This window comes from Dorea longicatena, assembly GCF_024168045.1.
In the GTDB taxonomy this organism is placed as follows: Bacteria; Bacillota; Clostridia; order Lachnospirales; family Lachnospiraceae; genus Dorea_A.
Genome location: NZ_CP100126.1, coordinates 2,706,671 through 2,732,781, shown reverse-complemented (window position 1 = coordinate 2,732,781; position 26,111 = coordinate 2,706,671). Strand labels below are relative to the sequence as shown.

At 41.4% G+C, this 26,111-nt stretch carries 26 protein-coding genes and 1 pseudogene; 26 read left to right on the top strand and 1 reads right to left on the bottom strand.

Annotation, left to right across the window (positions count from 1 at the left end; translation table 11 throughout):
• Nucleotides 1-116 precede the first annotated feature (116 nt).
• The 23 genes and pseudogenes from NKF87_RS13105 (at nt 117) to NKF87_RS13000 (ending at nt 21,765) form a co-directional block, all read left to right on the top strand.
• Nucleotides 117-1,469: an MFS transporter gene (locus tag NKF87_RS13105; protein ID WP_117597596.1), complete on the top strand. Its 1,353-nt coding sequence runs from the start codon at nt 117-119 to the stop codon at nt 1,467-1,469.
• A gap of 45 nt (nt 1,470-1,514) precedes the next feature.
• Nucleotides 1,515-2,774, top strand: coding sequence for an MFS transporter (locus NKF87_RS13100; RefSeq protein ID WP_117597595.1), 1,260 nt, complete (start codon nt 1,515-1,517; stop codon nt 2,772-2,774).
• A gap of 15 nt (nt 2,775-2,789) precedes the next feature.
• Nucleotides 2,790-4,373 (top strand): family 78 glycoside hydrolase catalytic domain, encoded by a 1,584-nt coding sequence (locus tag NKF87_RS13095; RefSeq protein ID WP_117597594.1) that lies wholly within the window; start codon nt 2,790-2,792, stop codon nt 4,371-4,373.
• A 309-nt stretch (nt 4,374-4,682) separates the two neighbouring features.
• Nucleotides 4,683-5,528, top strand: coding sequence for a Uma2 family endonuclease (locus NKF87_RS13090; protein WP_117597593.1), 846 nt, complete (start codon nt 4,683-4,685; stop codon nt 5,526-5,528).
• A gap of 20 nt (nt 5,529-5,548) precedes the next feature.
• Nucleotides 5,549-6,040 (top strand): tRNA (cytidine(34)-2'-O)-methyltransferase, encoded by a 492-nt coding sequence (locus tag NKF87_RS13085; protein ID WP_117597592.1) that lies wholly within the window; start codon nt 5,549-5,551, stop codon nt 6,038-6,040.
• A 303-nt stretch (nt 6,041-6,343) separates the two neighbouring features.
• On the top strand, nt 6,344-6,652 hold the full coding sequence (locus NKF87_RS13080; protein WP_117597591.1) for a hypothetical protein: 309 nt from the start codon (nt 6,344-6,346) through the stop codon (nt 6,650-6,652).
• Nucleotides 6,653-6,703: 51 nt separating this feature from the next.
• Nucleotides 6,704-8,719, top strand: coding sequence for a V-type ATP synthase subunit I (locus NKF87_RS13075; protein WP_253583681.1), 2,016 nt, complete (start codon nt 6,704-6,706; stop codon nt 8,717-8,719).
• 2 nt (nt 8,720-8,721) lie between these two features.
• Nucleotides 8,722-9,207: a V-type ATP synthase subunit K gene (locus NKF87_RS13070; protein WP_006428729.1), complete on the top strand. Its 486-nt coding sequence runs from the start codon at nt 8,722-8,724 to the stop codon at nt 9,205-9,207.
• A gap of 17 nt (nt 9,208-9,224) precedes the next feature.
• Nucleotides 9,225-9,821, top strand: a complete 597-nt coding sequence (locus NKF87_RS13065) for a V-type ATP synthase subunit E (RefSeq protein ID WP_117597589.1) — start codon at nt 9,225-9,227, stop codon at nt 9,819-9,821.
• A 14-nt stretch (nt 9,822-9,835) separates the two neighbouring features.
• Nucleotides 9,836-10,804, top strand: a complete 969-nt coding sequence (locus NKF87_RS13060) for a V0D/AC39 family V-type ATPase subunit (RefSeq protein ID WP_117597588.1) — start codon at nt 9,836-9,838, stop codon at nt 10,802-10,804.
• Nucleotides 10,797-11,114, top strand: a complete 318-nt coding sequence (locus NKF87_RS13055) for a V-type ATP synthase subunit F (RefSeq protein ID WP_055282197.1) — start codon at nt 10,797-10,799, stop codon at nt 11,112-11,114. Before NKF87_RS13060 ends, NKF87_RS13055 begins: the two co-directional genes overlap by 8 nt.
• Before the next feature lie 19 nt (nt 11,115-11,133).
• On the top strand, nt 11,134-12,900 hold the full coding sequence (locus tag NKF87_RS13050) for a V-type ATP synthase subunit A (protein ID WP_117597587.1): 1,767 nt from the start codon (nt 11,134-11,136) through the stop codon (nt 12,898-12,900).
• 3 nt (nt 12,901-12,903) lie between these two features.
• Nucleotides 12,904-14,277 carry a V-type ATP synthase subunit B gene (locus NKF87_RS13045; protein WP_117597586.1) on the top strand — a complete coding sequence of 458 codons (1,374 nt, stop codon included), beginning with the start codon at nt 12,904-12,906 and terminating at the stop codon, nt 14,275-14,277.
• 62 nt (nt 14,278-14,339) lie between these two features.
• Nucleotides 14,340-14,999: a V-type ATP synthase subunit D gene (locus NKF87_RS13040; RefSeq protein ID WP_117597585.1), complete on the top strand. Its 660-nt coding sequence runs from the start codon at nt 14,340-14,342 to the stop codon at nt 14,997-14,999.
• A 196-nt stretch (nt 15,000-15,195) separates the two neighbouring features.
• Nucleotides 15,196-15,522 (top strand): PadR family transcriptional regulator, encoded by a 327-nt coding sequence (locus NKF87_RS13035; protein WP_055181362.1) that lies wholly within the window; start codon nt 15,196-15,198, stop codon nt 15,520-15,522.
• Nucleotides 15,523-15,525: 3 nt separating this feature from the next.
• Entirely contained in the window at nt 15,526-16,164 is a 639-nt protein-coding gene (locus tag NKF87_RS13030) for a hypothetical protein (RefSeq protein WP_117597584.1), read from the top strand.
• Nucleotides 16,165-16,203: 39 nt separating this feature from the next.
• Nucleotides 16,204-16,713 (top strand): annotated as a pseudogene (locus tag NKF87_RS14635) (FtsX-like permease family protein); the annotation flags it as partial.
• Nucleotides 16,714-16,863: 150 nt separating this feature from the next.
• Entirely contained in the window at nt 16,864-18,081 is a 1,218-nt protein-coding gene (locus tag NKF87_RS13025) for a hypothetical protein (RefSeq protein ID WP_253583678.1), read from the top strand.
• Nucleotides 18,072-18,797, top strand: coding sequence for an ABC transporter ATP-binding protein (locus NKF87_RS13020; RefSeq protein WP_117597582.1), 726 nt, complete (start codon nt 18,072-18,074; stop codon nt 18,795-18,797). Before NKF87_RS13025 ends, NKF87_RS13020 begins: the two co-directional genes overlap by 10 nt.
• 395 nt (nt 18,798-19,192) lie before the next feature.
• On the top strand, nt 19,193-19,552 hold the full coding sequence (locus NKF87_RS13015; protein WP_117597581.1) for a hypothetical protein: 360 nt from the start codon (nt 19,193-19,195) through the stop codon (nt 19,550-19,552).
• Between the two features lie 141 nt (nt 19,553-19,693).
• Nucleotides 19,694-19,948, top strand: coding sequence for a hypothetical protein (locus NKF87_RS13010; protein ID WP_117597580.1), 255 nt, complete (start codon nt 19,694-19,696; stop codon nt 19,946-19,948).
• Between the two features lie 173 nt (nt 19,949-20,121).
• Nucleotides 20,122-20,511: a hypothetical protein gene (locus NKF87_RS13005; RefSeq protein WP_055282179.1), complete on the top strand. Its 390-nt coding sequence runs from the start codon at nt 20,122-20,124 to the stop codon at nt 20,509-20,511.
• 240 nt (nt 20,512-20,751) lie between these two features.
• Nucleotides 20,752-21,765 carry a hypothetical protein gene (locus NKF87_RS13000; protein ID WP_227080350.1) on the top strand — a complete coding sequence of 338 codons (1,014 nt, stop codon included), beginning with the start codon at nt 20,752-20,754 and terminating at the stop codon, nt 21,763-21,765.
• Nucleotides 21,766-21,836: 71 nt separating this feature from the next.
• Here the strand turns inward: NKF87_RS13000 and NKF87_RS12995 are convergent, their stop codons facing one another.
• On the bottom strand, nt 21,837-22,862 hold the full coding sequence (locus tag NKF87_RS12995; RefSeq protein ID WP_253583676.1) for a substrate-binding domain-containing protein: 1,026 nt from the start codon (nt 22,860-22,862) through the stop codon (nt 21,837-21,839).
• Nucleotides 22,863-23,063: 201 nt separating this feature from the next.
• On the opposite strand from NKF87_RS12995, the gene NKF87_RS12990 reads away from it, so the two are divergent.
• Genes NKF87_RS12990 through NKF87_RS12980 form a run of 3 tightly spaced genes read left to right on the top strand, consistent with a single transcriptional unit; the run spans nt 23,064 to nt 26,108 of the window.
• Nucleotides 23,064-24,386, top strand: a complete 1,323-nt coding sequence (locus NKF87_RS12990; RefSeq protein WP_117597578.1) for an ABC transporter substrate-binding protein — start codon at nt 23,064-23,066, stop codon at nt 24,384-24,386.
• Nucleotides 24,386-25,285, top strand: a complete 900-nt coding sequence (locus NKF87_RS12985) for a carbohydrate ABC transporter permease (protein ID WP_055181353.1) — start codon at nt 24,386-24,388, stop codon at nt 25,283-25,285. Before NKF87_RS12990 ends, NKF87_RS12985 begins: the two co-directional genes overlap by 1 nt.
• Nucleotides 25,257-26,108, top strand: a complete 852-nt coding sequence (locus NKF87_RS12980; protein WP_006428714.1) for a carbohydrate ABC transporter permease — start codon at nt 25,257-25,259, stop codon at nt 26,106-26,108. The genes NKF87_RS12985 and NKF87_RS12980 overlap by 29 nt, the downstream gene beginning before the upstream one ends.
• Nucleotides 26,109-26,111: the final 3 nt, after the last annotated feature.

Sequence of the window (26,111 nt, the reverse complement as noted above, 5' to 3'; positions counted from 1 at the left end):
TGTCAAAAAAAGTCAATTAACGTGTCAAAATATCCAATATTCATAAAGGTATTTCTGCGTTATAATCCTCTTGAAGTTAAGAAAGCGCGCGATAAATCATAAGAAAGGGATAAGAGATGGGTAATACAAAGTCATTTTTGTACAGACAGAGATTTGGCTATGGACTTGGAGATTTTGCTTGTAACTTAATATGGCAGATGATTTCTCTGTACTTACTGTATTTTTACACAGACATTATGAAACTCAATGCAGCATCGATCGCTGTTATGTTTATTGTCTGCAGGATTATTGATGCTGTTACTGATGTACTGGTTGGATTCGCAATCGATAAGACCAGAACCCGCTGGGGAAAGAGCAGACCATGGTTCCTCTTTGGAGCTGTGCCGTTTGCAGTGGCAGCATTACTGGCATTCAGTGTGCCGGACATTTCACCGGATGGGAAACTGGTGTATGCATATGTTACATACATCTTCCTGTCATTCATGTATACAGTGGTAAATATTCCGCTGGCGTCCATATTGCCAACTTTGACGGATGATATGAATGAGAGAACCGTACTTGCGACATGGAGAAAATTCTTCGCATTCATGGGTTCCACGATTGTATCTGCAACCGCATTGTATCTGGTGAAAATGGTCGGAAACGGGAACGAAGCAGTCGGATTCCGGGTGGTTATGGGAATCTTCGGAGTTGCGGGATGTGTATGTTTCTTGCTTACATTCGCACTGGTTCGTGAGAATAACTTAAGTCAGACGGAAAAGTCAGCGACCTTAAAAGAGACGATTCAGTCTGCGGCACATAATACACCGTGGAAGTTATTCGCACTTAACATTCTGTTCATGTGGACAGGTTATTTCATCCAGTCGTCTGCACTTGTTTATTACTATAAATATTACGTGGGAAGTGCAAAAATGGCAACGATGGTAGCTACGGTTATGACAATGGTACCGATGGTGGCAAATTTAACCGTTCCATTTCTGGCAAAACGTCTCGGAAAACGTAACCTTTACAGCGTATCCGCAGGATTACAGCTTGCAGGTCTGGCCGTAATCTTTATCGGAAATGTGAATACATCGGTCATTCTGGCCGGGGCAGTGATATCTGCAGCGGGATACGGATGTAAGGAGAGTATTTACTTCTCCATGCAGGCAGATCCGGTGGATTACGGAGAGTGGAAGACAGGTATTCAGACAACCGGAACGTTGTCGGCAATCAACGGTTTCCTTGGAAAAGTAGCACAGGCAGCAGCCGGAGGAATCTCGGGTCTGTTACTGAGCTGGGGAGCTTATGACGCAGATGCCGTTCATCAGACAGCAAATGCACTGACGGCGATCAAGATGATGTATATCTACATCCCGGCGTTCCTGATCATTTGCTCGATCATCACGATGTCGTTTTACCATCTGGATAAGGAATTTCCACAGATTCAGAAAGAACTGGGAGAACGCAGGAAAGTTCAGAATAAATAATAGAACCAGAACATATGAAACAAGAATGAGTGAAAGGAATTAATTATGAGTAAATCAGCAGAAACGAAGAAATATATGCCGCTGGTTGGCGCGGCAGGAATCGGATCTATGCTCGGATCCGGTATCATCATCGGACTGTCCGCTACAATTACAGTATGGCAGTCAGGACTTGGACTTACCGATGGACAGGTCGGAATCCTCTCAGGAGCACTTACATTTGCAATCGCAGCAGGATCACTGCTTGCAGGAAATATTACAAAGTTATTCGGACTGATCCGTTCATTTAACCTGATGAACCTGATGTATCTGATCGGTGCGGCAATCTGCGTACTGTCAGGTAACTTCCCGGTATTACTTGCAGGTCTGATCATCACAGGATTTGCTTCCGGAGCAGACCTTCCGATCAGCCTTACTGTAATCTCTCATGATGCACCGAATGAAAAAGTATCTGCAAGCCTGATCGCATCGACACAGGTATTCTGGCAGATCGGTGTACTTGGATCTTACGCAATGGCATTTATCGTATCTCACGTAGAAGGCGCAGCCGGAGCAAGAATGGTGTTCGCATTACTGGCCATACTTGCAGGAATCGCATTCGTATGGAGAACATTTTCTAAGAAATTCAAAGAATTTCATGTGGCAGGAGATGAATACCGCGCGGCAGAAGGCACAAAGACTTCTATAGAAGTATCATTTGCATCTCTTTTTAAAGGAACAGACGGAAGAAAATATATATCATTTTTCTCATGCATCATTATCTTCTATGTATGCTGGAACCTGTTAGCTAATACATTCGGACAGTTCCAGACTTATATTCTGGTGAAAGCAAATGCATCACAGTCACTTGCAACAGGATGCGGAATTGTATTGAATATTGTAGGCCTGATCTGCGGAATCTTATTTGCATCTGCAGCAGGAAGTAAACACAGAAACAAATTCTTCTATGTAGGTATCGTGATTCAGGCAGGTGCCATGATCGGTATCGCACTTGGCGGCGGAACGATTGCTATGATCGTAGGTATGATCGCATGCTACAACATCGGTAACCAGTTTGCCGGGGAGTCTATTTACAAAGTATGGACACAGGAGTCCTTCCCGGTTGAGGCAAGAGCTTCTATGCAGGGATTCATCAATGGATTCTCAAGATTCTGCTGTGGATTATTCGCACTGGTAACGCCTTATCTGGTAGCAGGTGACAGAATCCACACAACTATGTATGGATTTGCAGGAATCGTCCTGATCAGTGCAATTGCCGGAACAAGAATGATTATGTTACAGAAAAAACACGGCGTTGGACAGATGTAAGCAGGAGGAGAGAACATGGCATTTACATTTCAAATCAATAATGATGTAAAATTCAAACATGATGAAAAACTGTTGGCAAAAGCAGAAGGCTTCCGCCCGGAGATCAAAAAAGAAAGAATCCACCCGGCACGGATCGTTGAAGTGATCGAAGATCCATTGAAATTAAATGGTGTTGGCGTAACAGAAAGTGATAAGAGCATCGATAAGATTGAGGAATACGGACTGAAAAGAAATGATAAAATGATTCTTGACTTTGGAGATCACAGAGTCGGAACATTTAAGATTCATATCGATCAGACTGGATCCCCGATGGATGCACCGCTTTATATGCGTATCAAATTTGCCGAACTTCCGGCAGAGCTTGCAGCGGAATCCAAAGACTATGAAGGATGGCTCAGCCGTTCGTGGATACAGGAAGAGTTCATTCATATCGATGAGCTTCCGGCAACACTGGAACTTCCGAGAAGATACAGCTTCCGTTATGTGGAATTGAAGGTTCTGGATACATCTCCGAAGTGGCAGGCAGTATTCTCGGATCCGATGGTTGTGACAGAGACATCTGCAGATTACAGTGGCTTCGAACCGATGCGATTCGAAGATCCGGAACTGCAGAAGATTTATGATATCGGTGTGAAGACGCTGGCGGACTGTACACAGGACGTGTTCGAGGACGGACCAAAGCGTGACAGAAGATTATGGCTTGGAGATCTCAGACTGCAGGCGCTTGCAAACTACGCAACATTTGATCAGACGGATCTGGTAAAGAGATGCCTGTATCTGTTCGCAGCTATGACGACAGAAGAAGGTAAGATCTCTGCAAATGTATTCGTAAAGCCGGAGAATGTACCGGATGATACATTCCTGTTCGAATACAGCCTGTTCTTCATCTCGACCTTATATGATCTTCATCAGGCACACCCGGATGAGGAGCTGATAAGAGAACTGTATCCGATTGCCAAGAAGCAGATGAACATTACATTAAAGATGTTCGATGAGAATGGCAAACTGAATCCGGACGAGAACTATCCGGTATTCGTAGACTGGTCCAATGACTTTAATAAAGACACAGCAGGACAGGCAGAGATGATCTATGTCATGAAGCAGTTCATCGAGCTTGTCAAAGTCGTAAGAGACTCTGAGATCAGCATGTACGAAAAGAAACTGGAGCTGATCACAGACTATGCAAAGAACGTGCTTTTCCGTCCGGAAAAGAACCTCTTTGCAACAGCCTGGGATGAATACAACATTGCAAGTCAGGTGTGGATGGTGCTGGCACATGTAATGTCAGACGAAGAGAATAAATCCATCATGCAGACCACGATCCAGGAGTTATTCCCGGTGAAGAATATCGCAACACCATATATGTATCATCACATTGTGGAAGCATTATTCGAGGCAGGACTGGATGAAGAGGCCATCCATCTGATGAAGAGCTACTGGGGTAAGATGATCTCACTTGGAGCGGATACCTACTGGGAAGCATTCGATCCGGATCAGCCGGAGTATTCTCCGTATGGTTCACCGATCGTGAACAGCTACTGCCATGCATGGAGTTGTACGCCGGTGTATCTGCTTAAGAAGTATGTGAAGAATAAGTAGGCAGATGTGCTGACTGTAAATGGGACGGAATAAAATATTACATAGTGTGCAGGAATTCGCCGGACGGGAAAATGTCCGGCGGATTTTGCGTATAAAAATATATTCAAAAAGCCGCCAGTGGCAAATGTTTTACTTCGATTTGGATAAGATGAAATGAATTGGAATAATATATAATAAAATATGGAAAATATACTTGATAAATGGAATGATATATAATAAAATATGGAAAACAATACCAGAAATATAGATTACCACATGTTCGGAAGAATCCGTCGATGGAGAGTCCTGTAGAAGGAAGGAGATGATCCTATGACTGTAGAAGAGATGAAAAAGAAGAAAACAGAATTAGGTTTCAGTTGCGAGCAGATATCAGATCGTTCCGGTGTACCATTGGGAACGGTACAAAAGATATTTAGCGGAATAACCAAAAGACCAAGATATGACACAATTTGTCAGTTGGAAAAAGCATTTCCGATGGAACCTGATTCTAATCCATATCCTGGTATGATGGAAGAAAGCGTATCGGCTTATCGCATCTATGGAGATGGCACAGATCATGAAGGTGATATCTGGAAAAGTTTTCGTGGAAAAAAGCAAGGCGAATACACACTAAAGGATTATGAAGCAATTCCGGACGAATATAGAGTAGAATTGATTGACGGAGTCATCTACGACCTGAATACGCCAACCACGATTCATCAGCAGCTTGCATTTGAAATCAGTATCAGATTAAGAGAGTACATTAGGCAGAACAAAGGATTATGTATGGTACTGCCGTCACCGGTCAGCGTACAACTAGATGAAGATGACCGGACGATGCTGCAGCCGGACGTCGTTGTATGCTGTGACAGAGATAAAATCCTTCGAAGTCATGTCTATGGAGCTCCGGATATGGTAATCGAGATATTATCACCATCTACAAGAAAAAAAGATATGGGATTAAAACTGAAAAAATATATCACTGCAAGAGTCAGAGAATACTGGATGGTTGACCCGGATAAGAAAAAAGTTGTAGTATATGACTTGGAACATAATGAGTTACCGGCCATCTATGGCTTTGAAGACCAGGTACCGGTGAATATATTTGCTGGAAAATGTCAGATTGATTTTTCGGAAATATACAGCTATATAGAATTTTTATTTGAAAAAGAATAGAAAAAACGGAGGAACACAACATGTTAAACATCGTACTACACGAACCAGAGATCCCGGCAAACACAGGCAACATCGGAAGAACCTGCGTAGCCACCAACACCAGATTACATTTGATCGAGCCGCTCGGCTTCCGCTTAAATGAGAAGAACTTAAAGCGTGCCGGCATGGACTACTGGGAGCATCTGGATGTCAGAACCTATATTGATTACAATGATTTCCTGGAAAAGAACCCGGGAGCCAAGATCTACATGGCAACGACAAAAGCACCAAAGGTATATACAGAAGTGAACTATGAACCGGACTGCTACATCATGTTCGGAAAAGAAAGTGCCGGAATCCCGGAAGAGATTCTGGTAGATCATAAAGAAGACTGCGTGCGTATCCCGATGGTAGGCGACATCCGTTCGCTGAACCTCGGCAACTCGGTTGCGATTGTGCTTTACGAAGCACTCAGACAGAACGGATTTGCAGGTATGAATCTGGAGGGGCATCTTCACGAATTACACTGGTAAGAAAAGGAATCCAATCTGTATAAATTCCATATTATTTAGACAAAATAAGGATATTGTCCGTTTTCGTTGAGAAAATGAGATAATATCCTTATTTTCGTACCAGGTATATGAAAAAATACAGGAGGCGCTGGCAGGCGTTTCTACTTATTAATAAGTGCACAAATATAAAACGACAAAATGATAAAAATGTATCAAAGTGACGTACAATTTACAACAAATGTAATAAATGTATGGTAAAATTGCGGAAATAAGATTATAATTTAAACTAGATTTTGTATTTTTTGAAGGAGAGGTGGTAGATGAATGGTAGAAGAAACCATTAAGACCATCAAGGAAACGGAGAATGAAGCGGATGAGATCATAAGAAAAGCAGATGCAACGTGTACCGAGATCCTTGAAAAAGCTGTCAGAGAGGCAAAAGAGATAAAAGAGCAGGCTGTAGCAAATGCAAAGAAACAGGCAGAAGCAGATCTTTTGCAGGCGAAAGAAGAAGGAGAAGTCTTAAAGAAACAGGCTTCCGAGAAGACGGAACAGGAGACAGAAGCATTAAAAGCACTGGCTCAGGGAAAAGAAGAGGAGGCGGTATCCGCAGTCATCAAAGCATTGCTCTGATGATATGGGAAGAGTAAGAACGTGAAAAAATAAAAAAGGAGGGATGCAGTTATGGCAGTATTGCAGATGCAGCGAATCAGTATCTGCGCATTGAAACATGACCGGAAAGCGATTCTGGAAAAACTGCAGTCCATGGGCATGATAGAGATGCATCAGGTCGCGCAGGACGAAGCCGGATTCGAGAAGATGGATACGCAGAGTGCGAAATCAAGCTTCGAGAAACGGGTGCAGATCACGGAAAACGCACTGGATGTATTGAATCAGTATACACCGGAGAAAAAATCCATGTTCGCCAGTCTGGAAGGAAATGAGCTGATCGATAAAAAGACGATGGAAGCTGCCGCAGCGAAGCAGGAAGCAGTCATGGAAGTGGCGGGACTTCTGATCGCTGATCATAAGAAAATTGCGGAAGCACAGGCTGAGATCGTGAAGCGGAATACCCAGATAGAAGCACTTACACCATGGATGAGTCTGGAAGTTGCGATGAATTATCCGGGCACGAAAAAGACGGTAATGCTTCTTGGAACCATGGCGGCGGAGACGACACTGGAAATGATCTACGGAAAGCTTGCTGAAGATCATCCGGAGATCGAAGCCGTAGATATATCGGTTATAAGTCAGGATAAAGATGCCGTGTACTTAAGCGTGTTCTGTATGAAGGACCAGGCAGCAGATGTGGAGAATACACTCCGCACTGCAGGATTCTCAAGACCGGTTGTATCGACAGAGCAGATTCCGGCAAAGCAGAAAGAAGAACTGGAAGAACAGATCAGACAGATCGAACAGACAATTGCAGATATCCGGGGAGAGATCATATCTTACGCAGAAGACCGGGAGGAACTGAAGATCATCGGTGACTATTACCGGATGCGTGCAGAAAAGTACGAAGTACTGGGAACACTTCCGCAGTCCAGACGTACATTTATTATCAGTGGTTACGCAGCAAAAGAAGCGATACCGGCAATCCAGAAAGGAATCGGGGATGCGTATGACTGTGTGATCGATGTAGAAGAGTTAAAAGAAGACGAAGAACCACCGGTGATCCTTAAGAATAACGGATTTTCGGAAAGTGTGGAAGGAGTCCTGGAGTCTTACGGACTTCCGCATAAAGGAGAGATCGATCCGACCGCGATCATGTCATTCTTCTATGTATTTTTCTTTGGAATGATGTTATCAGATGCAGCATATGGTGCGATCATCGCAATCGTGTGTCTGATCGTCCTTAAGAAATTCCCGCGCATGAGTGCCGGTATGAGGAAATCTATGAAAATGTTCATGTACTGTGGAATTTCTACCGTGGTATGGGGAATCTTATTCGGTGGATATTTCGGAGATGTCGTAGATGTTGTATCGAGCACATTCTTTGGAAAAGAGCTGACGATCAAACCGCTCTGGTTTGCACCGTTAAATGATCCGATGAGACTTCTGATCTATTCAATGGCATTCGGACTGGTTCATCTGTTCGTGGGTCTTGGAATCAAAGGATATATGTTGTTAAAAGACGGAAAGGTACTGGATTTCTTCTGTGATATCGTACTGTGGTACATTTTCCTGATCGGACTGATCCTGATGCTGCTTCCGTCAGAGATATTTGCTTCGATCGCACAGACGAAGATCGTGTTCCCTGCAGCACTGATTACATTGTCGAAAGCAATGGCGATCATCGGAGCACTCGGACTGTTACTGATGTCCGGAAGATCAAGCAAGAATCCGGCACTCAGACTTGCACTTGGAGCATATGATATCTACAACATTACCGGATGGTTAAGTGATGTATTATCATACTCCAGACTTCTGGCACTGGGACTTGCGACAGGCGTTATCGCATCCGTTGTCAATCAGATGGGAAGTATGCTTGGTAAGAGTGTATTCGGGGTCATCTTATTTATCGTAGTATTTATAGTCGGACATGCAATGAACCTGGCAATCAACCTGCTTGGTGCATATGTCCACACCAACCGACTTCAATTTGTGGAATTCTTTGGAAAATTCTACGAAGGTGGTGGAAAACCTTTCGAACCGTTTCATGCGGAGACAAAATATGTAGATATTAAGGAGGAAAAATAGATATGAGTATTTGGAATGATATGGGAATGGTATATGCACTTCTTGGTGCGGCAGTGGCAGTATTCCTGGCAGGTGCAGGATCTGCGATCGGAGTAGGTATTGCAGGACAGGCAGCGTCCGGAGTTGTAACAGAAGACCCAAGCAAATTCGCAAAAGTACTGATCATGCAGCTGCTTCCTGGTACACAGGGAATCTACGGACTGCTGGTTGGTTTCATTACATTATCCAAGATCGGACTTCTTGGCGGCGGCGCAGCAGATCTGGATCCGAAGACCGGACTTCTGATTCTTGCAGCTTGCCTTCCAATCGGAATTGTAGGTCTGATTTCAGGAAAAGCACAGGGACAGACAGCAGCGGCAGCAATCGGAATCGTAGCAAAGAAGCCGGATCAGTTCGGTAAAGCAATGCTGTTCCCTGCAATGGTTGAGACATATGCCATCCTTGCACTTCTGATTTCTATCCTTTCCGTAACAGCAATTCAGGTATAGAAGGAGTGTGAAGGAAAATGGCTGGATTAGAGAAGATCAAAAGTCAGATCCTTGACGAGGCAAAAGTGACAGCGGATGCGAAGATCGAAGATGCGAAAGCACAGGCAGAACAGATGAAGCTTAAGGCACAGGAAGAGGGAGCCAGACAGGCAGATACTATCCTGAAAAAGTCGGAAGCAGATACTGCATCGCAGAAAGAACGTGTGAAATCAGCCATCGATCTTCAGAGAAGAACGAGACTTCTGGAAGCAAAGCAGGAGATGATCGCAGAGATCATCGGGAAGGCGTATGAAAAGGTTATAAGTCTTGCGCCGGATGAGTATTACCAGATGCTCCTGTCTATTCTGGAAGCATACGTACTTCCGCAGGAGGGAGAGATCTATTTCTCCGTAAAAGATCTGGAAAATATGCCGGTAGGATTTGGCAAAGAAATTGAAGAAATAGCTCTGGCAAAGGGAGGAAAACTTACCGTGGCCGGAGCGGGCAGAGATAATATTGACAATGGATTCATTCTTGCGTACGGTGGAATTGAAGAGAACTGTACGATCAGGGCAATGTTCGATGCGAAGCGGGATGAACTTGCGGACATCGTTCACCGGATGCTCTTTGTATGATATGGAGGGACAACATGAGTGAACAATATACCTATGCGGTCGCAAGAATCCGTGCCCTGGAAGTATCCCTGTTCTCTGACAGTACCATCGACCAGCTGATCGCGTGCCAGAGTTATGATCAGGCATTGCAGTTCTTAGAAGAGAAGGGATGGGGAGATACCGAAAGCAGCGGGGATGCGGAAAAAATCCTGACGAGAGAAGAAGAAAAGACATGGGAAGTGGTCAAAGAACTGTCGATCGGAATGGAACATTTCGATGTGCTTTCTTATCCGAAGCTTTTTCATAATTTAAAGGCAGCGGTCAAGGAAGTATGCACCGGAGATAAGAACCGGCATATCTATTATGAAGATGTTCGGATTCCCGGGGAAGAGATGCGAAAGATCGTAGAAGACAGAGACTTCGGAAAGCTTCCGGACAGTATGCGGATCGCAGGAGAAGAAGCATACGAGACACTTCTTCATACCGGAGACGGGCAGCTCTGTGATGTGATCATAGACTGGGCGGCGCTGGATGCCATCTATCAGGCCGGGAAAGAGTCACCGGATAAGATCATACAGGATTACGCAGAATCCACAGTGGCAGTGGCGGATATCAAGATTGCCGTCCGGTCACAGAAGACCGCAAAATCAACGGAATTTATGAAACGGGCAATGGCAGAATGTGATTCTTTAAGTGTGAGCCAGTTATCGAAAGCAGCACTTAGCGGCATGGACGCCATCTGCGAATACTTAAGAGGAACGGCTTATGCAGAAGGTGCGGAAGCACTGGCAGAGTCGCCGTCAGCATTCGAAAGATGGTGTGACAATCGGATCATCCAGACCATCAGTCCGGAGAAATATCATGCATTTACGATAGGACCGGTAATCGCCTATGTAATTGCAAGACAGAATGAGATTAAAACGGTACGAATCATTTTATCCGGAAAGCAGAACGAACTGCCGGATGATTCGATCCGGGAAAGGGTAAGGAAAATGTATGTATAAGATTGCAGTATTAGGCGATTACGACAGCATCTTCGGATTCGCAGCACTGGGCCTTGATACATTTGCCGTCCAGACCCGTGAGGAAGCCGCAGAGAAATTACATCAGCTGGCACAGGGTGGATATGGGATCATCTATATCACAGAGAAACTTGCCGCTGAATTAACGCATGAGATAGAAAAATATCAGGAACAGGTCACACCGGCGATCATTCAGATTCCGGGTATCGCCGGAAATACAGGCGCCGGAGTTGCAGGTGTGAAGAAATCGGTAGAGCAGGCTGTCGGTTCCGATATTATATTTGGCAGCTAAAGGAGGTTGATTCGTCCGTATGAGTACAGGAACGATTAAAAAAGTAGCAGGACCGCTGGTCATTGCAGAAGGAATGCGTGACGCCAACATGTTTGACGTGGTACGTGTAAGCAGCCAGCGTCTGATCGGAGAGATCATAGAGATTCACGGAGATGAGGCATCCATCCAGGTATACGAGGAGACATCGGGACTTGGACCTGGAGAGCCGGTAGAGTCTATGGGAGTACCAATGTCAGTAGAACTTGGACCCGGACTGATCACAAGCATATACGATGGAATCCAGAGACCGCTGGATGACATTATGAAAATCTCCGGAAATAACTTAAAGCGAGGCGTGGAAGTTGCTTCGTTAAAACGTGATAAGAAATGGGAATTTGTCCCGGCTGCAAAAGCCGGCGATGAGGTCGAAGCAGGTGACGTACTCGGAACTGTGCAGGAGACCATCGTTGTACAGCAGAAGATCATGGTTCCTTATGGAGTAAAAGGAACGGTAAAAGAGATCAAAGCCGGAGCATTTACCGTAGAAGAAGTGGTAGCAGTGATCGCTACCGAAAAAGGTGACAAAGAACTGACGATGATGCAGAGATGGCCGGTTCGAAAAGGCCGTCCGTATCAGAAGAAGCTGCCGCCGGTAAAACCACTGGTAACCGGGCAGCGTGTAATCGATACATTCTTCCCAATCGCCAAAGGTGGTGTGGCAGCCGTTCCGGGACCTTTCGGAAGCGGTAAGACAGTTATCCAACACCAGTTGGCTAAGTGGGCAGAGGCAGATATCGTGGTTTATATCGGATGCGGAGAACGTGGTAATGAGATGACCGATGTTCTGAACGAATTTCCGGAACTGAAAGACCCGAAGACCGGACAGTCCCTGATGGAAAGAACCGTACTGATCGCAAATACATCGGATATGCCGGTTGCAGCCCGTGAGGCTTCCATCTATACCGGAATCACGATCGCAGAATATTTCCGGGATATGGGATATTCTGTAGCGCTGATGGCAGATTCTACATCCCGTTGGGCAGAGGCACTTCGAGAAATGTCGGGACGTCTGGAAGAGATGCCTGGTGAAGAAGGTTACCCGGCATACTTAGGTTCCCGTCTGGCGCAGTTCTATGAAAGAGCCGGACATGTGGTATCCCTTGGTAAAGAAGGAAGAGAAGGTGCACTTTCCGTTATCGGAGCGGTATCTCCTCCGGGTGGTGATATCTCCGAACCGGTATCACAGGCAACCCTTCGTATTGTAAAGGTATTCTGGGGACTGGATTCCGCACTTGCGTATAAGAGACATTTCCCAGCCATCAACTGGCTGACCAGTTATTCACTGTATGTTGACAATATGGCAAACTGGTTCAACGAGGAAGTGGCAGCGGACTGGATGGAAGACCGTCAGAAGATGATGACAATCCTTCAGGAAGAAGCCGAGTTAAATGAGATCGTACAGATGGTAGGTATGGATGCCCTGTCACCGACCGACCGTCTGAAGATGGAAGCGGCAAGATCCATCCGTGAGGACTTCTTACATCAGAATTCCTTCCACGAGATTGACACTTACACACCGCTTCGTAAGCAGTATCTGATGATGAAACTGGTACTGGCATTTTATGAGAAATCTGTCGACGCACTGAACAAGGGTGCGGACATGAATACACTGATCGCCATGCCGGTAAGAGAAAAGATCGGCCGTTATAAATATACAACAGACGACGATATCGAAAGTGAATATAAGAATGTAGAAGAAGAACTGGACAAGGAAGTTGCGGCTGCATTCGGGAAGGAGGACTTCTAAATTATGCCAAAAGAATATAGAACCATACAGGAAGTTGCCGGACCTCTGATGCTGGTACGCGGCGTTGAAAATGTAGCCTATGACGAATTGGGTGAGATTGAGCTTGCAAGCGGTGAGAAGCGCCGCTGTAAGGTTCTGGAGATCAATGGAAATGATGCACTGGTGCAGTTATTCGAAAGTGCCACGGGTATCAACTTAAGTAACAGTAAAGTACGTTTTCTGGGACGAAGCATGGAGCTTGGTGTATCGGAAGATATGCTTGGACGTGTCTTCGACGGACTGGGCCGCCCGATCGACGGAGGACCGGAGATCCTGCCGGATGAAAGACGTGACATCAACGGACTTCCTATGAATCCGGCAGCCAGAAGCTATCCGGAAGAGTTTATCCAGACCGGTGTATCTGCCATCGACGGACTGAACACATTGGTTCGTGGACAGAAGCTTCCGATCTTCTCGGCATCCGGACTTCCACATGCCAACCTGGCAGCACAGATTGCAAAGCAGGCAAAGGTACGCGGAAGCAATGAGAAATTCGCCGTAGTATTTGCTGCTATGGGTATCACATTCGAAGAGTCGAACTTCTTCGTAGAATCTTTCAAAGAGACAGGAGCCATCGACAGAACGGTATTGTTCGTCAACCTGGCAAATGACCCAGCAATCGAGCGTATTTCCACACCTCGTATGGCACTGACAGCAGCCGAGTATCTTGCATTCGAAAAAGACATGCATGTACTGGTAATTATGACAGATATTACCAACTATGCAGATGCACTCCGAGAAGTATCTGCCGCACGTAAGGAAGTACCAGGACGCCGTGGATATCCTGGATATATGTACACTGACCTTGCAACATTATATGAAAGAGCCGGAAGGCAGAATGGCAAGAAGGGAAGTATCACATTGATTCCGATCCTGACCATGCCGGAAGATGACAAGACGCATCCAATCCCGGACCTTACCGGCTACATCACCGAAGGCCAGATCATCTTAAGCCGTGACTTATACCGCAAAGGTATCAAGCCTCCGATCGATGTATTGCCATCCCTGTCCCGTCTGAAAGATAAAGGAATCGGAGAAGGCAAGACGAGAGCTGATCATTCGAACACGATGAACCAGCTGTTCGCAGCGTATGCACGAGGAAAAGATGCAAAAGAATTAATGACCATTTTAGGAGAAGCAGCCCTTACCGATATCGACCTGGTATATGCGAAATTCGCAGATGCATTTGAAAAAGAATATGTATCACAGGGATACGATACCGACAGACCGATTGAAGAGACATTGGAGATTGGATGGAAGCTGCTGTCTATGCTGCCTAGAGCAGAGCTCAAGCGAATTGATGATAAGTTCTTAGATATGTATTATGGTAAGCAGTAAGCCATGCGCAGATTCGAGCCGGCATGGCGTCCAATATATAAAGTAAAGAAAGGAGTGATACTATGGCGTCAACCCAGGTAACCCCTACCCGTATGGAACTGACCAGGACCAAGAAAAAACTGGTCACAGCCATAAAAGGTCACAAACTTCTGAAAGATAAGCGAGACGAACTGATGCGTCAGTTCCTGGATCTGGTAAAAGTGAACATGGAGCTTCGGGAAAAGGTAGAAGCAGGTATCCGTTCGGCCAATCGGAATTTTGTCATAGCCAAAGCCGGCATGGACGAAGCGACTCTGAACACGGCACTGATGGCTCCGAAGCAAGAGGTAGATCTGGAAGTCGGACAGAAGAATGTCATGAGTGTAGACATTCCTGTATTCGAGACGAAGACAAGAACCGCCGATGCGAATGACATTTATTCGTATGGATTTGCATTTACATCGAGTGATCTGGATGGGGCCGTAAAATCTTTGGCAGATATCCTGCCGGATATGCTGAAGCTTGCAGAGACAGAAAAAGCCTGCCAGCTTATGGCGGTCGAGATCGAAAAGACCAGAAGACGTGTCAACGCCCTGGAGCATGTGATCATTCCGGAAGCACAGAAGAATATCAAGTATATTACTATGAAGCTTGACGAGAATGAACGAAGCACCCAGATCCGTCTGATGAAGGTGAAAGATATGATGCTGGAGGAAGCGCATCATTACAAAGAAAAGGAGTAGGAATACTGAGAAATTCTCAGATAAAAAATCCGCAGATATAAGTTGAAAAGCTTAAATCTGTGGATTTTTTTATGTCAGAATAAGCCGGAAAAATAGTTAGAAACCCATTCTTATTGTACGCAAATTCATTGACAAACCACTACTGTGTGATACAATATAGTTAAGAACTACTATAGTATACAAGGTAGGTGAAAATATGTATGATAAATCACAATTAATGAAGGGAACTTTAGAAGGATGTATCTTGCAGATTTTATCCGAGACGGTTACATACGGATATGAGATTGTAACAACATTAGAAGAGTTCGGATTTGAAGATGTAAAAGAGGGAAGTATTTATCCATTACTCGTACGATTGGAAAAGAAAGGGATGATTTCTTCAGAACTACGACCTTCGCCACTTGGACCAAAACGAAAGTATTATTCATTAACGGCTGAAGGAGAGGCATATTTGCAGGAGTTTATTAAATGCTGGACGGAAGTACAATCATCAGTAAATAGAATTTTGAAAAAGGAGGAGTAGATTATGTTGACGAAGAAAAATAAAAGAATGGTCAGGAAGATGAAAAAATACATCAAGACATTCCCACTTACAGAAAAAGAAATTGACCAAATGATTGAAGATATCACTGGAATGGCGGAAGAAGCACAGGAGCGTAATGAAAATTTTGAAACAGTACTGGGAAAGTCGGTTCATGAATTTTGTGATGATCTGATTTATTCTGTAGGAGGAATCAGAGCACCGGGAGGACGGAAATTAATTAGAGGAACTTCGATATATTTTCAATTGTTGGGACTTTGGGGAATTGTAGGTTGTTTGATTAATGTTTGTTTTTTGGCTGGAGAACGTGTACACACATTATGGATGCTTGCAATTTCAATAGGCATCTGGTATCTGGGACATTATGGGGAAGCAAACTGTAATAATACAGAAAAAACAAAACAGTTAACAGCAGGAATTGTTATCTATATGGGTGTTGATTTGTTAATTTATTGCAATGAAATTATTATTGCAATAGATAATGGAAAAGCTTTTTTGAAAACATCAGATTTCCCAATTTTAATTATTGGAATTATTGTTAATTTTGGTCCAGCAATTCTGTATCTGGTTGGGGCAAGAAGGAACAGGCCGGCAGGAGAACAAATAGAAGTTGAAAGTAGATGACAAGAGATGGGGAAACATTTTTCTTTAAAGGAATAGTATATGAAAGTATTATTGAAAATATTAAAAAAGAATGTGCGTAATAGTATTGTATGTTTTATGAGTACTATTTTAGCTGCAATTATATTATTCGTGTTTCTTGGAGTTAAAGAATTGGTTCTTGGAACGATGAGTATGGAAGAAAGAGTTCGGTCGCAACAAGGAGTTGCGATTCAAACGTACATGTATATATTGCTGTTTATTGGCCTGATTTTGATCAGCTATACAGTAAGCAATTATAGCCGGATAAGAATCAAAGATTATGGAATGTTTATGGTATTCGGAGAAGAAAAGAAAGATATTATCCGGATGATAATTCTGGAATATGGGATTATATGTGGTATTTCGTGGCTGATTGGGTGTGTACTGGGAACGCCTTTTGTAATTCTTCTTCAGTCTATATTCAGAAAAGAAGGGATTCAAACAGTTCAAGATCCATGCTGGTTTCTAAAGGATATTGGAAGTACATGTTTTTATATGTGTGTTATTTTGTGCATTGCAGTAATCATGAATATAATAAAAATTCAAAACAATTCACTGGCTTCGCTTTTGAATACGGAACAGAAAAGGGGGACGGTTCCGTCTGTTAAAGCAAGCGTGATAGGTGCGGTTGCAGGGCTGATCTGTTTTGTGTTTGCAATTATTCTTTTTTCGAAGGTTCCTATGACATATCCACGTATGAAATATGGAGTTCTTTTTTCGCTGACCGGATTATATCTTTGGTTTACTTATTTGGGAAATGTTATATTGCGATGGGTGAAAAAGAAAGAAAAATGGTATGACAGATATATTCTTACGCTAAAAACGTTGTATCACAGATTTTCAGAAAATAAAAATATAATTTTAATTGTTTTTATTATTAATGTATTTGTATGGGTGATTGTAAATATCAATATTATAGAATACGGTAATCTTTCTTCCGAGTATTTATGGAAATATCCATATAATTATGTATGTATGACAGAAGAAAAATATACAGACGAAATTCATAAGGTTATAAAAGAACCAGATGAAAAAATAGATGAATATGCGTATATTCCGCTCATAAGCAATGATGGAGGGGAATATGTAGGTATTTCGGAGGATTCCTATAACAAACTTACAAAGAATAAGAAAGAGCATATCAAACAGGGAGAGGTAAAGGCAGTTCTGGAAAAATCAAAACAAGACGATGAAAACATGTTTCAGGATAAACATGTTTATTTAAAAACAGCAACAGGAATGCGTAAATTTGCGATAAAAAAAGAAGTGAAAGAAGTTTTATTTGTTGCTCAACAGTCGGATATTATACGAATTCTGGTTATGAATAATAGTGATTTTGATATGCTTAGATCTTTGCAGAAAAAGAATACGGTTATTATGACGCAGCAAACAGAAAAAGAGACGGCGATTGATGAGGGCAAATTAAAAGTATGTGAAAAGAAATATGAGATAATTGGTTTTTATAAAGGCTCATTGATGAAAGAAGACAGACAGGATGACCTGACAACTCTTATCTTTTACATTTGTATTGGTGCATTTTTGATTATTAGTGGAATAATGATTTTATCTATAAAAATATGGTCAGACATTTCTAATGTAAGTATGAAATATGGATTCTTGAAAAAAATAGGCATGGAGACCAAAGAAATAAAGAAAAATGTGAAAAAGGAACTTTCGCTTTCTTTATGGATCGTATTTATACTTTCGATTGTAATAAGTGGTGGTGCTTTGAGTTATATTACATGGAACGTTGATTGGCTCTTGAAAAAACAGGTATTGATAACATTTTTTGTGCTGTTGTTGTTTCAGGCAGGGTACATTATCTTATTAAGAGAGTATGGATGGAGACTTGTTAAGCAACAAATTCAGGGTGAAAGAAGGGAAAAGATATGGAAGTGATCAGCGGAGAGAAGATTGTGAAAAATTACGGTAAATTTGAGGTGCTAAAGGGCATCGGACTAAATGTACAGGATGGAGAATTTGTCGGGATTATAGGAAAATCAGGGAGTGGCAAGACAACACTTTTGAAAATTCTGGGATTAATTGAATCTGTAACAGATGGGACACTTCTATACAAGAAAAATGAAATCTCAAAATTGTCAGATAAAGAACTTGCGAGAATACGAAGAGAAGAATTAGGCTTCGTATTTCAAGAATTTTATTTGATGGATAGCCTAGATGTTTTTGAAAACATTATGCTGCCTTTCTATATCAGCAAAACAGTAGATGATTCCAAAAAAGAACGAGCAAGAGTGTTAATGGAAAAATTCGGAATCAGAACTTTGGAAAAAAAGATGCCAAACGAATTGTCAGGAGGCGAAAGGCAGAGAGTTGCCATTTGCAGGGCATTAATAAATGATCCAGAGATTGTTTTTGCGGATGAGCCGACCGGAAACCTTGACTCGAAGTCTGGGAAGATTGTGATTGAGTCGTTGAAGGATATTAATGAACATATGGGAAAGACGATTATTATGGTTACACATGACCCACAGATGGCAAGTTATTGCAGCCGGTTGATTCTGCTGAAAGATGGTGTGATATTGGAAGACTTGGAGAATAATAGAAATCAAGAATCTTTTTATCAAGAGATTCTTGGAAAGATGAAAGAGTTGTAGAAGGTTCACAAAAATTAAGCATTTCTAAACCACGTATTGAAAATAAAAATCAGGCATGTTATTGTATCGATACGCAGATGAATTCTAATATCTGCACTGTATTTATAGTTACCATTCATTTATTTCAGACCCAGATAATCGGGAAAGAATCCAAAATGAACAATACAACAAACAGATAATGCATGCCTGATAAAAGAAGTTGACTGTATATACTGGTATATATATAAACTCTGTGTTATCATATCCATAAAGATAAACAGCTCTTCTTTACAGGGAACATATCTGTATAAGAGCGGAGAGCTACTTATGGACCAAAGAAGATCATTAAAAGAATTAAACTTGCTGGACAAATCATTGACAGTAAACTATTACCACCGGGAGCCGCTGATTTCAACTTGTTGAATGAAGTCCTGGTTGTGATGATTACGCCATTTGATTTGTTTGGATATGGCTTATATCGCTACACATTTCAGATGAAATGTGAGGAGATCCCGGAATTGAAACTGGATGATGGAGCAACGAGGATATTTTTAAATACCAGAGGGGAACATCCAGAGTTGCTACCATCAGAGCTGATAGAACTTTTGAAGTATATGCAACATAGTACAGATGAAGTGTCAGGGGCATGCGAAAGTAAACGGATTCAAGAAATGCATAGACGTGTTTGTCAGATCAGAGCAAGTGAGAAGACAGAGGTGAAGTATATGCAGACGTGGGAAGAAAAGATACAGAACGAAAAAGCTGCTGAAGGATAATGGTGAAAGGCTGCTGCTGTAGAAGTACAGGGCAGCTTTTTGCTTGTATCAAGATAAGAAATATTAAGAAAGTTGTTATAGAATCGCCCAAAAGAATAGAGTATAATCAAAATTAAGAAATTACGAAAAGAGGATCGGCCTATGAAATTAATGACAGAATCTATCTATATCGGACATGACATGAAGCGGTTCAACGAGATCCGGGATGCGCTGGATCTAGCGAAGATTCCATACAAACATAAAGTAAGAAATCAGGACTCAGAGTGGCTTTTTCAGGGAAAAGGAACGAAGAGATCCCAATTTGGAAGTATCGAAGTAGATCAGGATAAGGCATATGAATATGAAATTCTGGTGAGAAAGGAAGATAAAGCAAGAGCAGAACATGAGATTATATAATGCAATCATGAAGCATTTTACTCAGAAGATTCTTGGAAAGATGAAAGAGTTGTAGAAGTTTTATAAAAATTGAGCATTTCTAAATTACATATTGAAAATAAAATAAGGAATGTTATTCTAATCTAAAAACAGGAGCTATATTCAAAAATATACTCTGTTTTAGGAGGTGCCGCATGTTAAAGAATAATAAAATCAAAATATTATGTCTGCTCATAATCGGAATCGTATTTTTGTATATATATGGACCAATTGCCTTCATGAAAGATGGATTAGTAACGAGACAGAGTGTAAATTCTTTTGATGAATTATACGAGCTAGGACCAGCACGCCGGCATAAATGTGAAAATGGTACACGTATTTATATTGTATATTTTGGATGGTCTGCTCCAAAAGTTAAAAAAGAAATAGTATATCAAAAGAATGAAGAAACACAAAAGCAAATAGTGGATGTTGATACGCAAAAAATTATTCCGGGATTATATTATGTTTCATGGGATACAAAAAGTTCTGTATACAGAATTGAAACAAGAAAAAAATATTATTTTGTAATACCTTATTGCTAAGGTGATTAACATTATCAAAAAAGGAAATAGTAAAAAATACATTGATTAATATTTATTGATATGTTAATATGTACCAAAGCATATTTCAAAAAAAATCAACGGTATATAAAAACAACATATACCATCTATAATCTAATTTTATTTCAGAAATCTATGCTTTCATACCAATCAATTGTAAAAAAGCAGGAGATGACTGAAAGAGTAAAAAGACATCCTCCTGCATACAGGAGGAAACAGAATATGGCGAAAAGAAAGGGTCAGAAAAGACGTAATCAAAAGTATCAGGTGAATAACCGGCAGTTAAAGGCAAAAAGGATGTACAAGGATACAATTTTTAGAATGTTGTACCATGACAAAGAGAATTTGTTATCATTGTACAATGCGGTGAATGGGAGAGAGTACACAGATCCGGAAAAGTTGCAAGTTGTTACATTGGAAAATGCGATTTATATGGGAATGAAAAATGATCTGGCGTTTATCATGGATATGAATTTATATTTATATGAACATCAGTCAACGTATAATCCGAATATTCCACTTAGAAATTTGTTTTATATTGCGGATGAGTATCAACGATTAGTGGTTCGGAAATCATTATATTCAACTGTGATACAAAAGATACCAACGCCAAGATTTTTAGTATTTTATAATGGAACAAAAGAAGTAGAAGATCGTAGTGAGTTCCGATTATCTTCTGCATACGAGAATCCAACAGAAAATCCAGATCTGGAGTTAAGAGTGACTATGCTGAATGTGAATGATGGCCACAGTTCAGATTTGATGGAACATTGTAGAACATTAAAGGAATATGCACAATATGTCGCCAGAGTAAGAAAATATGCGGCGAAACAGGATGTCTCTTTAGAAGAAGCAGTTACGAGAGCAGTTGACGAATGCATAGAAGAAGGAATCCTGGCAGAGTTTTTATTGAAGAATAAGACTGAGGTGATCAAAGTGAGCATCTATGAATATGACAAAGAGTTTGAAGAAAAGAAACTGCGGAAAGCAGAGTATGAGGCTGGAAGACAGGATGGAATCGAGATTGGAAGACAGGATGGAATCGAAATTGGAAGACAGGACGGAATCGAGATTGGAAGACAGGATGGAATCGAAATTGGAAAGCGGATACTCTTAGAAAAAATAATAAAGAAGAAATTGAAAAAAGGAAAATCAACAGAACAGATAGCAGATGAATTAGAAGAAGATATAAACATAATTCAAAAAGTGGTTGAGAAATTAAAAAGCCAAATATAGAATTTGTCAAAAGAATTCCCTGAAGTGAATAATAAAACTTCAGGGAATTTATCATTTGCTCACTACCGGTATTATTCTGTAGTATCACGTCGGATCAATACAGGCGTAATCTGCTTATGAACCGGCTCTTTTAAAGGAGTTGGTTTTCTTTTTTTCATTTCATTCATCTGGAGAACCAGAAGTTCCATGGCAGTCTGTGCAATTTTCTCAATTTGCTGTCCAACGGTTGTGATTGGAAGGATGGCTTCGCTTGCAATAGGAGAATCATCGAATCCGACAATCTGATAATCCTTCGGAAGTTTTCCGTATTTCTGGAATATCAGGTTTAGGAACATACTGGCATAAGTGTCATTCGCAAGAAAGACTCCCTTTTTTTGTGCCGGATATTTCTCTTCAATTTCATTAAATATATTCTTTAGCTGAGCTAAAGTTTCCTGATAAGTGTTTCCCATATTTCTTTGGATCAGTTCGTGAGTAATATGATGCTCATTACAGATATCTTCAAATCCCTGAATACGCCCATAAGTCGGGAGGGTATCAGAAAATATGGAATTGATATGTAAAATGACATCACAGTTATTACGTATCAACAAACTGGTTGCCTGAACACCACCCAGATAGTTGTCTGTAGACACGCTGCAGACACGGTCACATTCCCGTTCAATCGTGACAACCGGGAGTTTATAAGAAGCAAGTTCTTCAGACGAAATGGTATTGCTTAAGACAATAAGTCCCTCAATCTTATAAGCCATCAGTTCATGAATATATTTTTCTTCAATTTCTTTTTTATTATTTCCAATGAATACAAGAAATTTATAATTATACTTTTCGTAAGTAGAAAGTAACTGGTTTAACATCTCAGAGTAATAGTGAAGATACAGGTTGGGGATGATAATTCCAACAAATTCACTTTTTCCATTAGCCAGTACTTTGGCGAGCTTATTTTCCTGGTATCCAAGGACATCCAGTGCATGAGTGATTTTTTCCTGATTTTCAAGAGTCAGAGAATCCGGATTATTAAAATATCTGGAAATGGTAGTTTTTGAAAAGCCTGTATAAGCGGCTATATCTGCAAAAGTTACTTTTTTCTGTTTCATGTAAATCCTCTTCCTTATAATGTATATTATCAGTATAGCAAGTGCATTGAAAAAAATCAAACAAAAAATAACTAGTTAAGTAACCGGTAACTTTTTTCTTTGAAATCTATTGACAAGTAAGATTCTGGATAGTATTATGAACATATAAAGTAACCGGTTACTTAACTGGTTACGCAATCGTGAATCTGAAAGGAGAAAGCTATGAAGAAACGAACAGTAGGGGTACTGCTGGCAGCATTCTTTGCAATGGCATTGACGGGGTGTGGAGATAAACAGCCGCAACCAGGAGAAGTAAAGGGATATGACAAAGGCGAAGAATATCTTTCTATCTGGGTACATTCAATCGAAGACACAGAAGAAGGACAGTGCTACAGGAAATCTGTAGATGCATTTAATAAGAAATATGATGGGAAATATTTTGCAGATATTGAATTTATTCCACGAAATGACAGTGGTGGAGGCTATTCGGATAAGATTAATGCATCGGTTATGTCAGGAGATCTGCCGGATGTGCTGACTGTTGACGGACCGAACATTGCGGCATATGCAGAGAATGGAATTATTCAGCCGCTTGCAAAATTAACAGACGAAGAAAAGAGCGTGTATCTGGATTCCATTATTCAGCAGGGAACGTATAATAACAAGCTCTATGCGCTTGGAGCAATGGAATCCAGCGTGGGACTTTATTATAACAAAGATATTCTCGCAGAAGCGGGTGTAGAAGTTCCAGATGCAGATCACCCATGGACATGGAGTGAATTCACAAAGGTGTTAAAGAAAGTACAGCCGGTAGTAGAGAAGAAAAAAGGTTATGCGCTGGATATGACTTTCCCGACAGGAGAAGCTACGATTTATTATTATGCACCGTTTTTCTGGTCAAATGGCGGTGACTTTGTAAGTAAAGATGGACTGAAGGTGAACGGTGTATTCAATTCAAAAGAGAATCTGGAAACAGTGAATTATTTTAAATCGTTTTTGGATAATGGATATATGTCTAAAGTACAGATCACAGACCTGTTCGAAAGCGGAAGAGCAGCATTTAAGTTTGACGGGGCATGGGAAGTAAATACAATCTATAATAACTATCCGGATGTAAACCTTGGAGTTGCACCATATGTAGTATCCGATAACTGGGATGGCGGAAGATATACACCAACCGGTTCCTGGGCATTTGCGGCATCATCAAAGACGAAGAAACTAAAAGGTGCGACAAAGCTGGTACAGTGGATGAGTGGTGTAGAAAGTGGAAAGCGTCTGTGGGATGAAAGTAAGAGTTTCCCATCTACATATGAAGCGTTTGAGAGCAGTCCGATTTTTGAAGAAGATGAGAATTACAAAGCCTTATATCATCAGCTGAGTAAATATGGACATCCAAGATCAAAAACACCTGTATATCCACAGGTTAGTGCATCGGTACAGGAAGTACTGGAAAATTCGGTACTTACCGATAATGATGCGAAGACAGAATTGGATAAATCTGTAGAAAGGATTAACGCAAAATTAAAGCGTTATGTGATGAAATAATGAAGAAAAGAACAGAATCCATTATGGGAATGGCGTTTTTTGGACCGGCACTTGTGTTACTTACGATATTTTTATTCCTGCCGATGATCCTGACATTGATTTTCAGTTTTACTGATTTCTTTGCTTTAAATCCGGGACTGACGCATTTTGTCGGACTGGACAACTATATTCAGATTTTTAAAGATGATGTGTTTTCACAGGCATTTTTTAATACTGTAAAGTTTGTGATCATTATTGTTCCGCTGCAGGGAATTGGAGCGCTTGTGATGGCACTTCTGATTAATAAAGTGACGCATTGTAAGAAGTATTTCAAAGTAGCATTCTTTGTTCCGGTGGTCATGTCACTTGCTGTTGTGTCAACACTGTGGATCCAGATCTACAGCCCGGAAGGAATTATGAATGCAATCCTTTCTTTCTTTGGAATTGATGCACAGCCATTCATCAACAGTGCCAGTCAGGCACTTCCATCCATTGCAATCATGAGTGCATGGCAGGGAATGGGATATCAGATGATCATCTTCTTGGGAGGAATCCAGGCAATCAATCCGGCACTTTATGAAGCGGCCGAGATGGACCATGCAACACCGTGGCAGAAATTCAAGGACATTACCCTGCCGGAATTGAAACCATTGTGTGTGTTCGTTTTAATTACGATTACGATTGGAGCATTCCGTATGTTGGTACAGCCAATGGTTATGACCGGAGGAGGACCATCGAATTCAACGTATACGGTTGTGTATGATATATATGAAACAGGTACTGTTAACTGGGAAATTGGACTGGCATCTACAATGGCTATTGTATTCGCATTCTTTGTAATGATACTGACCGTGATCCAGACAATCGCAACAAGAGATAAGGAGGATCAGAATGTTAACAAAAAAGCAAAAAAGAAATAATTGGATACTGACGGTCGTACTTCTGATCGTATCATTGTTGTTCCTGTTCCCGGTTATCTGGATGCTGGCAAACTCATTCAAACCAGACGCGGCAATCACTGCTGATATGAACAGTATGGCGGCATTCATTCCACCGGCATTGAACGGCAATTTCTTTGAAAATTATGTATCTGTATTAACAAATACAGGATTTGTACGATATATGTGTAATACCTTGTTCTATGCAGCAATATTGATCGTACTTGGTGTAATTGTAAATGGACTGGCAGGATATGCATTGGCTAAGATTAATTTTCCATTCAGAGAACGCTGGCTTCTGATCATTATGCTTCTGATGATCGTACCGATGGAGACGATCATTACGATACATTTCCTGATCATTGCAAAACTTGGACTTCTGAATACGGTGCTTGGATATGTACTTCCAATGATCGTGAATCCGTTTAACATTTTCCTGTTCCGTCAGGTATTCCTGGGACTTCCGGATGATGTATATGAGGCAGCACAGTTAGATCACTGTGGACCGGTAAAATACTTTTTTACTATGGTTCTTCCAATGTCAAAGAGTGTAGTGGCAACGGTTAGTGTATTTACATTCCTGAATGTATGGAATGATTATCTGTGGCCGTCACTTGTATTTACATCCAGTGATCTTTTGACTGCACAGATTGGTCTGAATGCGATTACATCAAATGATAACACAACAACAGGACAGACCCTTGCAGTTATCACAATGGTAACAATTCCGGTCATTATTATCTATTCACTCTTCTCAAAACAGATCGTAGAGGGTGTAATATCAACAGGTTCCAAGGAGGGCTAAAAG